General features: G+C 67.3%; 10 protein-coding genes. 3 read left to right on the top strand and 7 right to left on the bottom strand.

Annotated features, from left to right (window positions below; genetic code table 11):
• Nucleotides 1-33: 33 nt before the first annotated feature.
• The 5 genes from AC0662_RS13495 to AC0662_RS13475 are packed head-to-tail and all read right to left on the bottom strand — an operon-like array spanning nucleotide 34 to nucleotide 9,158.
• Nucleotides 34-4,017 carry a glycosyl hydrolase family 2 protein gene (locus tag AC0662_RS13495; protein WP_478300640.1) on the bottom strand — a complete coding sequence of 1,328 codons (3,984 nt, stop codon included), beginning with the start codon at nucleotides 4,015-4,017 and terminating at the stop codon, nucleotides 34-36.
• Between the two features lie 28 nt (nucleotides 4,018-4,045).
• The gene (locus AC0662_RS13490; protein ID WP_478300638.1) at nucleotides 4,046-4,894 is read right to left on the bottom strand and encodes an ATP-binding cassette domain-containing protein; all 849 of its coding nucleotides are present in this window, start codon (nucleotides 4,892-4,894) and stop codon (nucleotides 4,046-4,048) included.
• The gene (locus AC0662_RS13485) at nucleotides 4,887-6,650 is read right to left on the bottom strand and encodes a dipeptide/oligopeptide/nickel ABC transporter permease/ATP-binding protein (protein ID WP_452204254.1); all 1,764 of its coding nucleotides are present in this window, start codon (nucleotides 6,648-6,650) and stop codon (nucleotides 4,887-4,889) included. The genes AC0662_RS13490 and AC0662_RS13485 overlap by 8 nt, the downstream gene beginning before the upstream one ends.
• Entirely contained in the window at nucleotides 6,647-7,588 is a 942-nt protein-coding gene (locus AC0662_RS13480; protein ID WP_452204253.1) for an ABC transporter permease, read from the bottom strand. The genes AC0662_RS13485 and AC0662_RS13480 overlap by 4 nt, the downstream gene beginning before the upstream one ends.
• A gap of 13 nt (nucleotides 7,589-7,601) precedes the next feature.
• The gene (locus tag AC0662_RS13475) at nucleotides 7,602-9,158 is read right to left on the bottom strand and encodes an ABC transporter substrate-binding protein (RefSeq protein ID WP_452204252.1); all 1,557 of its coding nucleotides are present in this window, start codon (nucleotides 9,156-9,158) and stop codon (nucleotides 7,602-7,604) included.
• A gap of 281 nt (nucleotides 9,159-9,439) precedes the next feature.
• Here AC0662_RS13475 and AC0662_RS13470 point away from each other — a divergent pair, with 281 nt between their 5' ends.
• The 3 genes from AC0662_RS13470 (at nucleotide 9,440) to AC0662_RS13460 (ending at nucleotide 12,988) form a co-directional block, all read left to right on the top strand.
• Nucleotides 9,440-10,462 carry a LacI family DNA-binding transcriptional regulator gene (locus AC0662_RS13470; RefSeq protein ID WP_452204251.1) on the top strand — a complete coding sequence of 341 codons (1,023 nt, stop codon included), beginning with the start codon at nucleotides 9,440-9,442 and terminating at the stop codon, nucleotides 10,460-10,462.
• Between the two features lie 99 nt (nucleotides 10,463-10,561).
• Entirely contained in the window at nucleotides 10,562-12,007 is a 1,446-nt protein-coding gene (locus tag AC0662_RS13465; protein ID WP_452204250.1) for an arabinose isomerase, read from the top strand.
• 498 nt (nucleotides 12,008-12,505) lie between these two features.
• Nucleotides 12,506-12,988 carry a hypothetical protein gene (locus AC0662_RS13460; protein ID WP_478300634.1) on the top strand — a complete coding sequence of 161 codons (483 nt, stop codon included), beginning with the start codon at nucleotides 12,506-12,508 and terminating at the stop codon, nucleotides 12,986-12,988.
• Nucleotides 12,989-13,329: 341 nt separating this feature from the next.
• Here the strand turns inward: AC0662_RS13460 and AC0662_RS13455 are convergent, their stop codons facing one another.
• A complete protein-coding gene (locus AC0662_RS13455; RefSeq protein WP_478300633.1) occupies nucleotides 13,330-14,391 on the bottom strand; it encodes an exo-alpha-sialidase in 1,062 nt (353 codons plus the stop codon).
• Nucleotides 14,306-15,184 carry a hypothetical protein gene (locus tag AC0662_RS13450; protein WP_478300631.1) on the bottom strand — a complete coding sequence of 293 codons (879 nt, stop codon included), beginning with the start codon at nucleotides 15,182-15,184 and terminating at the stop codon, nucleotides 14,306-14,308. The genes AC0662_RS13455 and AC0662_RS13450 overlap by 86 nt, the downstream gene beginning before the upstream one ends.
• Between the last annotated feature and the right edge of the window lie 162 nt (nucleotides 15,185-15,346).

Below are 15,346 nucleotides of genomic sequence, written 5' to 3'. Positions count from 1 at the left end.
ACGCCCCCAACCCCCAGAAAGTTGACCCTCCGATCACCTGACCCGTGCGAGCCGCACGGGTCCGATCAGGCCGGACTCGAGCTGACCGGACAGCACCCACATCGTCGGTGTCGACTCATGCAGGAACGGCCCCAGCGTGTTGTAGACGCGGATGCTGAGCACGAACGGCGCCGCGCGCCGGCCGAGGGCAAAACGGAACGGCCCACAGAACCGCGTGCCCACGACCTCACCGTCGATCTGCACCTCGGCCGTCCCCCGGATGTGCCCGAGATCGAGTTCCACTTCGCCGTCGAGCTCCGGATCGGAAATCGTCGTACGATACTCGACGCCGCCGCTCCACGCGGCGAGCCCGATATCGCCCCAACTCCCCAGTCTGATCGGCGCCTCGGTCGTCGTCACCTGCAACGGACCCTGCCATGCGGCACCGGCACGCCGGTACGTCCGCTCCGGCAAGCGGACCGTCAAGGACCCTTCGCGTTGCAAGGGTTCGCGGAACACAACGCCGTCGGCTGTTCGCTCCCACTGCGCCGTGTCGTCGTCGAAGGTGATCGACTCCGGCTCGACATCGGCCGGAAGCGTCACGGCGGTAGCGCCCGCCGGCAGCCCGATCCGGTACCACTGCGGCGCCGGCGTCACGTCGTCGGTGAGCGCGAGCCGACGGAACTCGGTACCCACCTCGGCCTCACCACGCATCCAGCTCGCCTCAGGAAGCGGATGCGGACGCCGTACCGCTCGCATCGACGCGGTCTCGCGCCAATGCCGATTGAGTACGGCGGCCTGACGCTCGCCCCCGGGGCCGCGCACCGTCCACGACGGATCGGTCGCGATCACCGTGAGATCACCCGCACCGCTGCGCAGGGCGAGGTCGGCGTACGCGAACTCGGCCCCCGGAAATGCCTCGACCTCGAGCTCGAGGACGTGGTCACCGGGACGCAGTCGTTCAGTGAGGTCGTACGCGAAGTACCGCGGCTCGTCTCCGGTCTGGTCCTCGTACAGTTCGTTCCGAGCCTGGAGGGCCAGCACGTCGTCGTCGAGGCGAACCGCCATCGTGGCGTGGGACCCGGCGATCAGCTGCGCCGACGACAACTCTTCGTCGATGGCGAACTCGGTCCGATAGGTCAAGGTCGCGGGCTCGTCGAGCGCGCCGTACGTGACGAACTGCGCCGGGACGTCGAAGCCACCCGGTTCGGCCAGCCCGACGAACGACCCCAGCTCCGGGGTGCCCCGGGTCGGCCGCGAGATCGCCGTGAGCCGATACTCCACGATGTTGGCTCCAGGCCGTACGTCGACCTGCGCGATGGCGTAGTACCCCTGCTCGTCCGGCGTCACCTCATGCCCGTTCCACCACACCCGTTTCGTGGCCGCGGCCCCGATGACGAGATCGGCCGCGCCCGCGCTGGTGTCGGCGATCACCGCACGAATCTGCACCGTCTCGCCATCGACCGGTTGCGGTGTCCGCACGAACTCCTCGTACACCAAAGACTTGTTGCCCAGCTCACCGTCCTCGCGTTCCCGTCCTCGCGATGCCGAGTACTCGTACCGCTGCCACTCGCCGTCCGCGAGCGGCAGCCGCCCGGCCCGGACAGCCTCGACACCATCGGCGCAGAGCGGCTCGGCCAGTCGATCGACCGGCGCCGGGCCGAAGGTGCGCAACCTTTGGCCGAACGTCACGCGCGTCGGCTCCCACTCGTCAACGGTTGGCTCCGAGGTGGCCGGAGACTCCGCCCACTCCAGCGCCCAGATCTGTAGCCGATCGAGCGATTCGCCGACGGGTCGCGCCAGGTCGCCCCAGCGGTTGTCGAGCGTCGGTATCAGCGTGCCGGTCCACTCGGTGAGGTCCCGTACCGCGACTGGCTGCCGATCCGTGGAAGGCTCGTCGGCAACCGCACTCGACTGATCGACAGCCCGCCAGGTCACGAACAGCGCCGGAGCGCCGTCGAGCGGTACGGCGATCTCATATGAGCCGCCGGCGCGGCGAGCCGTCCCCGATCGACGCTCACCGGTTGCCGGATCCCAGAACTCCACGTCCCCGACCGGGCCCGGCACAGTGATCGTCCGGCTGTCGGCGTACCGACTGCGGTCGAACTGCTTCACCGTTCGCAGTCCCACACCCTCGATGTGTTCGGTGGCGCTCGGCCACACCGCCGGTACCAGCGTCACGTACTGATCGCCGGAGTGTTTGGTCAGCAGCGGTACGTCGCTGCGCGGGCCGTCGTACCGATCCCTGAGGAGTGTGAGCGTCTCGGCGACGGTGTCGACCTGGATGAGCTTCGGATGCTCCACGAGTCGCCGGATCAGCCGCTCATCGGTGGCGAGCCCGCTCGCGAGCCGCGGCACGGCGCCGACGGTGATGACCGCTCCGCCGGCATCGAGCAGATCGGCGAGCGCGGTCACGGTGCCCGGTTCGAGCACGATCGCACCTGGCAGGACCACCGTGCGGTACCGCTGGTCGCGGGCTGCCAGCGCATCGCCGTCGATCGTCGCTGCCTGGATCGACGCGTCGTCGATCACGTCGAACGGTACGCCGGCCCCGTCGAGCGCGCCCGGCTTCGGATTGAACCAGTTCCCTTCGCCGGACAGACCGACGTAGAGCTCCTGGGCGCGGTCCACTTCCGGGTACTCGTCGCCCAGGAGTCCGAGGCCCTCGGCCGAGGTGTTCGTGACGGTGTCGAGCCGCACCAGTGCCTGGGTCGTCGTGGCCGGGTGCAGCAGCGCGACATCGGCGACGAACGTTCCCCAATTGGCGACCGAGCACAACCGCGCGACCGCGGCGGCGAAGTGCGGATAGTGGCCCCAGTACGGTTGCCGCCAGTCCGTCGACGGTGGTGCCCACTCGAACCAGCCACCGAACGTGCCGAAGTAGGTCGCGTGCGGGTTGTACAGGTCGGCGCCGGACCCGACGAACGGGATCAGCCAGTCGTAGGTCTCCTCCAGCGTTCCACCCCAGCCGCTGGAGTGGAACGACTCCATCCACACCCGATCATGGCCGTACAGGTGCGCCATCGAGCTGTGGACCTTCGCGTCACCGTTGTGGTCCGAGCCAAGCGCGCTGTACCAGCGGTGGGTGCGGAAGTAGTCGGAGTACAGCTGGGTCGACTGCGTCGGCCAGCCCGACCGCGCCGGATGTGACTGATCGGCGCCGAGCAGCATGCCGTACCGCTCGTGCCACTCGCCCAGTGGCCGGAAGAACGCCTGCTCGGCGAGTGCCGTGCGTACCTCGTAGTAGTCGGTCCGGATCTTCGCGGCCCGATCGTCACCGCTCCGGAACAGCGCTGGCAACTCGTCGAGCAGGTCGTAGCCCTTGAGCTCCACGAAGCGCTCGGCGAACCGGGGCGTCCACGTGTTCACCGGTGGCAGCTCGTCCTGGAAACTGCCGAAGATCACGGTGCCGAGGTACTGCGGCACGCGCCGCTCGAACTCGCCGTGCACATAGTCGAACAGCAGCCGCGTCGCCTCGGGATTGAGGTAATCGAGCGAGGTCCGCTGGCTCGTGATCACGTCGATCTGGGCACCGCTGCGCTGCGCGTCGGGCAGTTCGTCGAGCGTGTATCTCCGGCCGTTCACGGCGTACGCCCCGACGAACGTGTCCTCGTCGAGTTCGGCCAGATCGTCGGTATCGAGGTCGGCCAGGTCGGTCCGGACCAGCTTGCGTCCCGCTACCCACGGATGCTCGCGGGTCAGGCTGCCGGGAATGTTGGCTCCCGTTCCCGGGAAACCGAGCTGGTCGTAGAACCAGATCTTCATGCCCCGCCGGTCCGCCGCGGCGCAGGTGTGGCCGAAGCGGTCCCACCAAGCCTGCGAGAACCAGGCCGGATCATCGGCGTACGCGCCGACCAATGGTCCCCGCGGAGCCAGGTTGATGATCACCAGATGGTGGACACCGCCGGCGACGAACTGATCGAGCTGCCAGTCGATGCGCTCATCGGTGACCTGATCACCGCTCCACCACCACAGCGGGATCGGCGCGAAGGAACGGTCGGGATCGGTGAAGCGATCGAGCAGGTGACGTGACGGCATGGACGTGACGGTCCTTCCGGATCGATGGTCAGGCGGGCTCGGCCGACTCGCTGGATCGCGCGGCGAGCAGCGCGCGGAGGTCGTTGCGGCGCCGGCGCTGGCGCTCGGGATCGGGCACCGGCGTCGCCATCCGCAACTGCTGCGTGTACGGGTGCTCGGGATCGTTCATGATCTTGCCGGCCGGACCGGACTCGACGATCTCGCCGTGCAGCAGCACCGCGACCCGATCGCTCATCCGGGGCACCACGGCCAGATCGTGGCTGATGAACAGGTACGCGACCCCGGTGCGCTGCTGGATCTCGGTCAGCAAGGTCAGCACCCGGTCCTGGGTGGTCATGTCGAGTGCGCTGGTGGGTTCGTCGCACACGATCAGCTTCGGGTCCAGAGCGAGCGCGCGGGCGATCGCGATCCGCTGCCGTTGCCCACCGGAGAACTCCCGCGAGTACCGCAGGCCGGCGTCGCTGGGCAGGTGAACGGCGTCCAGCAGGTCGCGTACTTTCGTCCGGCCGCTCGTGATGCCCTGGGCGCGCAGGGGTTCGACGAGGATCTCCTCGATGGTCATCGCCGGGTTCAGCGACGAGTACGGGTCCTGGAAGATCACCTGAATCCCGCGGGCGAGCCCGCGGCGCCGGCGCCGCGGCAGGTTGCTGATCGTCCGGCCGTCGAAGGCGATCGTGCCGTCGGTGACCGGAGCGAGTCCGAGCACGGCCCGTCCGATGGTGGTCTTGCCCGATCCGGACTCTCCGACCAGGCTGACCGTCTCGCCACGACCGATGCCGAGCGAGACACCGTTGATCACCTGGACCGGCTGCCGGCGCAGTCCGGGCTGGGGGAAATGGACATGCAGGTTGTCGATCTCGAGCAGTCGGTCAGCCACGGCGATCACCTTGCTCGGCCGCGGCGATCAACGCTTTCGTGTACTCGTGTTGCGGTGACGCGAACAGTGCGCCGCAGTCTGCCGACTCGACGATCTCACCCGAACGCATCACGCTGACGGTGTCGCAGATGTCGGCCACCACGCCGAGGTTGTGCGTGACCAGGATCATCCCTAGTCCGCGCTCGTCACGCAGCCCGCGCAGGATCTCGAGTACGTCGGCCTGCACCGTCACGTCGAGTGCCGTGGTCGGCTCGTCGGCCAGGATCAGATCCGGATCGGACGCCACCGCGCCGGTGATCAACACACGCTGTGCCATCCCTCCGGAGATCTGGTGCGGGTAGGAGTCGAACACCCGTCGCGGGTCGCGGATCCCGACCGATCCGAGGAGCTCGAGCAGCTCGGCGCGGGCCTGCTGCTTGCTGATCCGCCGTACGGCGCGCAGCCCGTAGGTGAGCTGCTGCCCGACGGTCATCGTCGGGTCGAGGTTGGTCATCGGCTCCTGCGGCACGTACGCGATCCGGCGGCCGCGCATCGCCCGGAGCTCCGGCCGGCGGAGGATCTCGGCACCGTCGATCGTCACGCTGCCGCCGAGCAGGACCGCCTCCCGCGGCAGGATGTCGAGTATCGCGAAGATGGTCTGCGACTTGCCCGATCCGGACTCGCCGACCAGGCCGCGGATCTCGCCGCGCCGTACGGACAGGTCGACACCCTTGACGACCTCGGACGTGCGGCCGTCGCGGTCGGGATATCCGACTCGGAGCCCGCGGACGGTCAGGAGTTCGGCGTCGCCGGATCGTTCCGGGCGCGGTGTTTCGTTGGCCTCGACGGGCACGCTCAGCTCGAGTTGGCGCCGGGCTCGCCGGCTGAGCTCGGCGTTGCGGGTCCCGCGCTGCATCGCGTCGCGGAGTGCATTGCCCAACAGCACCAAGGCAAGCACCGTCAGGCTGATCACGACCGCCGGCCAGACGGCGGCCGACCGGTTGATGTAGATGTTGCGGAACGCCAACTGCAGCATCCCGCCCCAGGACGCCTTCTTCGGGTCGCCGAGACCGAGGAACTCCAGCCCCGCTTGGATTCCGATGCCGGCGGCGAGCACGAACGAGCTCTGGATGATCACCGGCGGACGGACCGCGCTCAATACGTGCCGGAAGATGATCCGGGTATCCGACAACCCGGCGACGTACGCGGCGTCGACGAACAGCTCGGAGCGAACCGTCGCGACGACGCCCCGGACCAGGCGGTAGTAGGTGGGGGCGATCATCAACCCGTACACCGCCATCGCGATCGTGGTCGATGTTCCGATCAACGTGTACAGCGCGATCAGCAGGATCATTCCCGGCAGCGCGATGATCGTGTCGGAAAGCCAGTTGGCGACGGTCTCGACGCGGCCGCCGTAGAAGCCGGCCAGCAGTCCGCTCGTGACGCCGACCAGCACAGACACGACCAGCACCACGAGGCAGGCGATGATGGTCGAGCTGGTTGCCCAGAGCAATCGCGACCAGATGTCGCGACCCGCGGCGTCGCCACCGAGCAGATAGTCGCCGGCGAACGGCGGCGCGTTCGTCAGCGCGGGCCGGGTCAGGTTCGGATCGTACGGCGCGATCAGCGGCGCCAGCAGACCCATCACCACGACCAACAGCAAGTAAGCGCTGCAGACCAGGCCCACGGGTTCGCGCAGCAGCGCGCGGAAGACCGACGTACGGCGGCCGCTCGGAGCCGCGATCGCTTCGGACTCGATGATGGTCTCGGCGGTCATTTGGCCCTCGCCTTCGGGTTGACCCACGCGATCACCAGGTCGGCGACGAAGTTCACCACGACCACCACCACGATCGAGAACAGCACGCAGCCCATCACCACCGGTACGTCGGAGCGCAGCGAGTTCGCGACCGTCAGGTTGCCGACGCCGGGCAACGCGAACACCTGCTCGATGATCACCGCCCCGCCCATCATCCCGACGATCTGCAGTCCGAGGATGGTCAGCCCGGGACCGGCCGCGTTCCGCAGTACGTGCCGGAAAATGATCGCGTTTTCGGACATGCCGCGGGTGCGCAGCGTCCGCACGAAGTCCTGCCGCAACACGTCGGCCACTGCGCCGCGGAACTGTTGCGCGGCGCTGGCGGTCGATCCGACCAGGATCGCCGTCCAGGGCAACGCCAGGCTGGCCATCCAGCCCGCCGGGTTCTTCAGCGAGGTGTAGCCGGTCGGCGGAAACCAGCGCACGCTGATCGCGAACGCGATGATCAGCCCGATCGCGACGATGAACTGCGGAACCGCCGCTCCGAGCACGCCCAGGAACTGCAGCACGCGATCGACCCAGCCGCCGCGTACCGCCGCCACCACGCCGACCAGCACGCTGAGCAGCGCCGTCAGCAGCATCACGACGACCATCACCGACAACGTCACCGGGATCCTGGACGCGAGCAGCCGGCTCACCGGCTCATGCGTGTAGAAGCTTTGGCCGAGATCGCCGCGGGTCAGCAGGTCTCCGAGCCAACGCCCGTACTGCGTGATCACCGGCCGATCGAGCTGCAGTTCGACGACCTTCGCGGCCACTTGATCCTGGCGGGCCTCCGGTCCCAGTACCGCGCGTGCGATGGCGGAACCGTTGCTGAACACCATGGCGTACGTAGCGAAGCTCACCACCACGAACAACCAGAGCGCCGACGCCAGCCGTTTCAGCGCGAACCTGATCATCGGCGACCCGGGCTCACTGGAAGTCCCACAGGTGTGGCGTGGTCTGGAAATAGTCGGAATTTCCGCGCAACCGGTCGTTCCGATCGATCCCGAAGTAGAACTTTCCGTTCACCCACGGCGCGAACCACGCCTCCTCGACGCAGAAACGGTTGATCGCCTGGAAGTTCTTCGTGGCCGCGTCCCCGGTCAGGGTCTGCGCCTTCGCGACCATCGCGCTCAGCCGCGGATCCACGGCTTTGCTGGTGTTCCAGACCGCGTCCGGCACCAGCGACTGGACCGTGTCGAAGAGCGGATCGGCCATCCCGATCGTCGCGAACAACACGTCGAACTGCCCGCTCAGGATGTCGTTGATCGCCTTCGGGCCGGACAACGGTTTCTCGATCACCTTGATGTTCAGCTGCCCGAGTTGCTGGATGATCAACGGGTTCGCCTGATCGGTGCTCGGGGACTGGGCCGGAATCGTCAGCTTGAAGCCCGCGGCGTACCCGGCGTCGGCCATCAGCTGCTTGGCCTTGGCGACGTCGTACGGGTACCGCGAGTCGAGGTCCTTGAGGTACGCAGGCGAGTCCGGGTGGAAGATCTGGGTCGTCGGCGTCGCCTCGCCCTGGTAGAGGCCTTTGGCGATCTCCTCACGGTTGAACACCATGTTGATCGCCTGCCGGACGCGCTTGTCCCCCAACGCCTTGGTGCGCTTGCCGTTCCGATCCATGAGGTAGAGGCCGAACCAGCTGTTCACCTTCGTCGTGACCTTGATCCCGGCGCCCTCCGCCTCGGCCGCGACTTCCCGCAGCAGGCTGGCGCCGCTGACCTGTCCGGTCCGAAGCGCGTTGATCCGGGCGTTGACGTCGGTCATCACGGTCAGCTTGAGCTTCTCGTACGGGTAGCGCGAGGCCTCCCAGTGATCCGGTCGCTTGGTGAAGGTGTAGACCGACCCGCTGGTCGTGTTGGCGGTGTCGAGCACATAAGGGCCCGAGCTGACCGGGGTGTTGTCGACGTCCTTCGACTTCAGCGCGGCCGGACTCGCAACCACGCCGGTCGAGAACGACATGAACACCGGGAGCTGACCTCTCGGCTCGGGCGACTTCAGTACGACGGTCAGGTCGTCCGGCGTCTCGATGGTCAGCCCTGCCACCCGGCTCGCGTCGGTGCCGCCACCGTTCTGCATGTTGACGATCGATGCCTTCACCGCCGCCGAGTCGACCGGATTGCCGTCCGAGAACTTCATGCCCTGGCGCAGCTTCATGGTCAGCGTCTTCGCGTCGTCGCTGAAGTCGTACGACTCGGCCGCACCTGGAACGATCTTGCCGCCGGGCTCGGCCCGGAGCAGCGTGTCGTACACGGCCATCCACCGCCACCGAACGTCACCCGCACTGGTCAGCAGCGCCGGATTCCACGAACCCGGCTCCCCCGCGAGCGCCAGGTTCAGCACACTGTGGTCGATCTTGGCGCCGCCCGCGCCCTGCTGCGTCGCCCCCACACAGCCCGAGAGCGCCGCTGTCGCGGCCGCCCCGAGGCCGGCACCCAGCACGGCTCTCCTGGAGAGCGGAACCTGATCAAGATGTCGCGTCATCGTTGCTCCTTGCAACCGATCGCAGACCGTCGGCTGATCATCGGGACCGAGGTTTTTGTATCGATTCACGACTGAACCAGGCCGATAGCGGCGCGTCAAGAGGTGACCACCGAACGTCGTGTCCACAGTCGGACAGCCACGGACGCCCACGCCGGCGACGTTCCGGCGGACGTCGTGGAGTCGGCCAAGAGCCCTGGTGAGATACGGTTTATCCGTCTGGCGACGACGGTGCGGCACGATGGTCGACCGGTTCGGGCAGTCAGTCGACGGAGGTGGGTTCTGTGGCCGGGAAGGCAACGATCGGGCTCGACGCGGTGGCCCGGCATGCCGGCGTCTCAGCCGCCACCGTGTCGAATGTCTTGAATCGTCCGGAAATTGTCACCGCCAAGACCAAGGCCAAGGTCCTCGCCTCCATCGAGGCGCTGGGGTTCGTTCCCAACCGTGCCGCGGCGACCCTGCGACAGGGCCTCAGCCGGCTGGTCGGCCTGGTGGTTCCCGACATCACCAACCCCTTCTACGCCGAGATCGCGCGCGGTGTGACCGACGCCGCGGACGACGCCGGGTTCACGGTCGCGTTGTGCGTCACGCGCGACGAACCGGAACGGGAGGCCCGGCAGCTGAGCATGCTCGCCGAACAGCGTGCCGCGGGCGCACTCATCGTTCCCATCACGGCAGACCAGGGCCGGCTCCGCAGGCTGCGGGCGGTGGGCTCACGGCTCGTGCTGGTCGACCGGTTGGTGCCGACCACCGAGGGGTGCGCGGTCGCGATCGACGACGTACAGGGCGGCCGGATCGCGGTCGACCACCTGTTGTCGACGGGGCACGCCTCGATCGCGTTGATCAACGGCTCGACCACGGTGACGCAGTGCGCGAACCGGCGTACCGGAGCACGCCTTGCCTTCGAGGAGAACGGCCTCGACCCGGACACCCTCGTCGAGTACGAGGTGACCGACATGTCGATCGACGAAGGCCGCGAAATCGGCCGCCAAATGGCCGACAACGCCCTGCCGGATGCGGTTTTCTGCATCAACGACCTGTTGGCCGCGGGCCTCGTCCTCGGGCTGCACGATCGCGGCGCACGGGTACCGGAAGACGTCGCGGTGATCGGGTACGGCGACCTCGAGCCGGCCACGCACGGCATCATCGGACTGACCACCGTCGAGCAACCGAAGTACGAGCTCGGCCAGGCCGCTATGCGCATGCTTCTCGAGGAGACGACGCCCGGTCCAGGGACTCATCGGCACACCACCGTGCTGTACACGCCGAGCCTGATCATCCGCGATTCCGCGCCGGCGTCCGCGTAGACGCCGAACTCCACAGCCTCTTGCCGGGTGCCGTGGAGCGATGTTTCAATCGATTCAAATTTCGCCGGACGATTCCCCTCAGACGGACAAGGATCGACGATGCCCCCAGCGCGTGAGCTCACCGCCGACAACCTGCTCCAGCGCAAGGTCCGCCGACGGCCGCGGATCGGGTTGGTGGCCGGCGGCCTGGGCACCTACTGGCCGCAGTTCCCGGACCTGTTGCCGCAGCTCCAGGAGTCGTCGCGCTACGTCTCGGAGCGCTTCCAGCAGATGTCGGCCGACGTCACCGACGTCGGGTTCATCTCCGACGCGGTCGAAGGCGCCGCGGCGGCCGAACAGCTCCGCAAGGCCGACTGCGACCTGATCGTCCTGTTCCTGACCACGTACCTCACGTCGTCGATGGTGCTGCCGATCGCGCAGCGTTCGCACGCGCCCGTCCTGGTCATCGACCTCCAGCCGTCACCACGAATGGACCACGAGAACTTCGACACCGGCGCCTGGCTCGCGTACTGCGGTCAGTGCTCGGTACCGGAAGTCGGCAACGTGTTCCGGCGCGCCGGCATCGAGTTCCGATCGGTGTCCGGGTGGCTGCGCCAGGAAGCCGCCTGGGCGCGAATCTCGCAGTGGGTCGAGGCGGCGCGCATCCGAGCGGCCTTGCGCGAAGCACGCCATGGGCTCATGGGACACGTCTACCCCGGCATGCTCGACGTCTCGACCGATCTCACCTTGCTGCCCACCACGTTCGGGTCGCATGTCGAAGTACTCGAGTTCGATGACCTGCGGCAACGGATCGAGCGGGTCGACGACACCGCGACCACCGAACGGGTCGAGCTCGCCAAACAACTCTTCACGATCGACGACTCGGTCGTGACCGAAGACTTCGTCTGGGGCGCGCGGGTCTCGGTCGCGCTCGACCAGCTCGTCGACGACTTCGCACTCGACAGCCTCGCCTACTACCACCGCGGGCTGGACGGCGAACTCCACGAACGCATCGGCGCCGGCATGATCCTCGGCGCCTCACTGCTCACTGCCCGCGGCATCCCGACGACCGGCGAGTACGAGCTGCGGACCACGGTGGCGCAACTAGCCACCGAGGTCGCCGGCGCAGGCGGCTCCTTCTGCGAGATCCAGGCACTCAACTTCGACGACGGCGTGGTCGAGATGGGCCACGACGGCCCCGCGCACCTCGCCGTCAGCTCCCGAGACCCGCTGCTCCGCGGCCTAGGCGTTTACCACGGCAAACGCGGGTGGGGCGTCAGCGTCGAGTTCGACGTACAACCTGGCCCGGTCACCCTCCTCGGCCTCGGCCAGGACCGCGACGGCTCCCTCGCCTTCGTCGCAGCCGAAGGCATCGTGGTCCCCGGCCCACTCCTCGCGATCGGCAACACCACCAGCCGAGTCGACTTCGGCCGCGACCCCGGCGAATGGGTAGACGCCTGGAGCGCCACCGGCGTAGGCCACCACTGGTCCCTCTCCACCGGCATCCACGCCGCCAACTACAAAGCCGCCGCCTCTCTCCTGGGAATCGACTTCCGCCAGGTGTGACGTCTGGAGCATCCACCCATGTCAGCGCCACGGACTATTCTGGCGATCCATGCCGACGGCCTGGGGAATCCGCAAACGATCAGCCGGATACGACCCGCTGAAGGACCGCGCGGTGCGGATCGGTTGGGACGAAGTCGGCGACCTGGCAGAGACCGGCGCGACCCGACGCGTTCAAGGCGGCGGTAGCGCTGCAGATGCCAGAACTCGACGAGCCGTCGACCCAGCCAGCGCCGGGACTCTTTGTCGGTTCGTGCACACGATAACCGAGGGCGACGTCGTGGTCTGCCCCAATCGGGCCGACAAGACCCTGGACATCGGCAAGGTCGCGGCCGTACGAGTTTCACCCGGACAGTCAGGTCCATCTGCATTAGAGGCCAGTCACGTGGTTGCGTACTGCCGTGCCTCGCAGCGAGCTGTCAGAGGCAGCCCAGAACGAGGTCGGCGCCGCGACGACGTTGTTCGCCATTTCCCGTAGCGCTTCTCGAGAAGGTGTAGGACGTGGCGGCAGCTTCGGGGCGCCCTCAGTTGTTCAAGTACCTGCAGTCCGATCGCCGGACCGACGGCAGCTACGGGGCCTTGCGTGACGTCGGCCCGTTCACGGTGCCGGGGACATTCAACCGCGGCCTCCGGCCCGAGGCACGTTCCCTCATCGCCCGCGCGTACGGCGAGGAGTTCGATCTGGAGCCGCCCTTCCCTCACACGTTCGCAGGCGTACCAATTGTCAACAATCTCGGCTCGTGGTTCGTCTCCTGGGAGAACGTACGCGGCCCGCACGATGTCGACGCCTTGTGGGAGCTGTCCCGCGCCGCCATCGCCTACGCCGCCGAAGCCACCGAGGAGACACGCGAACGACTCGTCGCCGCCTTCGACGCCTGGGCAACCGTGAGCACGCGCAAGCTGAGCATGGGCATCTACTGGATCCGGCCGCACACGTTCGCGACGACGGCTGCTTCATCCCGACCGCCGACCTCGAGCCGATGATCGAGCGACTGCGATCCCGCAAGAACATCGTCCTTCAGGGACCACCCGGAACGGGGACGACCTGGCTCGCCCGTCGGCTCGGGTGGTCACTGTGCGAGGTACGCGAAATGACGTTGTGATGCTCCAGTGCAGGTGGCGTCCCTGCGTGACGGCCCAGCCGGCCGGGCGAGGCAATCATGTCGGTGTCGAGCATCATGTCGGTCCGCGCAACCTCGTCATCGGACAGGTGGGCGACGTAGTACTGCAAGCCGACAGGCCGTCCTCCTCGCCGCCGAACCACAGGACACCTCAGGCGTCCACCGAACATCCGGCCCATCATCAAAGGTCCGGCAGCGAGACGATCAGGGTCTGACCAGTCTGAGGACGCCGATCATGATTTTGTTGCCGTCGGATCGTACGTTGGCCATCGTGGTCACGAGGGTTCGGTCTCCGGTGACCTCGATCGCGCCCCAGTACCCCTTGCCCGGCAGGAATGCCACCGCATCGCCGAAGTCGCGGGCCTCGCTGTCGCCCAGGCGGATGTATTGGCGGGAAGCCTGGTTGTAGGCCAGGACCGACTCACCGGACCGGAATCGCCCGAGATACGGGCCGGCGCCGAGGAAGAGGTTGTTCTGCCGATCGGCCGGTCCGGTCTCGTCCATGCCCAGCTTGTCCGGCCAGTTTTGCGCGGTGTAGGCCAACGAGATCATGTAATCACCGTTGGCCAGATGGGACTCCATCGCGAGCGCGATCCGGCCGGGATGGGTCTGCAGCGCACTGGGCATCTGGTCGGTGAACATCTTGACGCCGGCGTCGGTGGTCTTGGTGTACTGCTGAGCAACGCGATCGGCGGCGTACGGGGACTCGGTCACGTTCGGCGTCCACGTCCGGCCTCGGTCGTGGGATCGGATGATCGCGACGCCGGTCGACCCCGAGACGTTCTCGAGCACCCGCTTCGGCGCGGTGTGGGTGAAGTACACCTGGACCTCACCGGTCTCGGTCTGGTGCACGAACGGCTCCCAGTTTGCGCCGACATAGATCACCTGCTCGGGCTGCCAGGTCCGGCCGTTGTCGGTACTGCGGCGCAGCATCAGCCCGTCGAGCTTCATGTTGGTGCTGAAGCCGCGATTCGCCCGGAACGAGCACACCGCGAGGATGTCACCGTTGTCCAACACCCGCGCGTCCCCGGAGGAGTAGCACTGGTCGTCCGCGCCGTCGAGGATCTTGTGCGTTGCGAACAGCAACTGCGGCTTGGCCCACTGCTTCAGATCGGAGCTGGTCGTCCAGTAAATGCTCCACGCCTGCGGAGAGGTTTGGTAGAAGAGGATGTAGCGACCGTCACGCATCCGCTTGATCCGCGCGTAATGGGCGGTTTGCGTGTTGAGGAAGTCGGCGTCGAGCTCGACGTACCTCGAGGCGTCCATCTCCAGCGAGGCCACGCGGCGGGGAGACCTGCCGGCGGCCTGCGCCGGCGCAGGTGATCCGGCCAGGAGCGGCGCTCCGATCGCGGCGACAGAACCTGCAAGGACGTGACGGCGGGCGATCCTGCGTTCGGGTGACGGCATTGTCTGGCTCCCTTGTCAGAAGGTGTGGGCGGTGCACGAGAGTGCATGGCTGGAGAGAGCGCGCGATTGCCGCCATGGCTGTGGCGATCCGGTCCGCCGAGAGATCGTCGTACATCAGGACGCAGAAATCGTTGAGTGCCAACGGGATGCCGATCTGCCAATCCCACCAGCCGCCGTAGATGGCGGTCACCCCGTACTTGTTCGCGAGGAACCAGTCGAATGCCGACACCAGGTCCGCGGTCAAGCCGGGGTCGCCGGACAGGTTCGACCCGGGAGATTTGAGCGCCAGCGCGAGTTGTCGCAACCTGCCGATGTTGTTGCGCTGAACCGCGGGAATCGTGCTGCTGTCCAGATCAGCCCACAGATACGAGCGCGAGGACGACGTGTCCATCGTGCGCCACAGCTCCCCCGCACGAGCCGCGGAGTCCTCCACGTACTGGGCGACAACCGGATCATCGGCATCCGGCGCGACCAGCGTCTCGAGCCACTGCAGTCTGACGGTGTCGAAATCAGTCGCCGCCGTGGCTGTCGTGTTGGCGGAGGCGGGCGCCGGAGGTCCGGCGGCCACACCTCCGAGAGAGAGCGGAACCACCGCGGCCCCCTGCAAGAGATGCCGCCGGGAGACGCTGGGCGTGGACGACGGGTCGGACATGAGTCACCTCAGAGACGTCGACGTTCATCGGTCGAGCACCCCATGCAACCCTGCTCCACTCCGCACGTCAAGACGATAATACCTATTAGCACAGAGGCGTCGAGCGGTTCTGCCCAGACGTATCACCGCCCCCGGCATGGATGCCGGGGGCGGTGATCTGTC

It is taken from the genome of Kribbella sp. NPDC043289 (assembly GCF_056436705.1).
The sequence above is the reverse complement of the archived record's forward strand: the minus strand, read 5'-3'. Positions and strand labels throughout refer to the sequence as shown.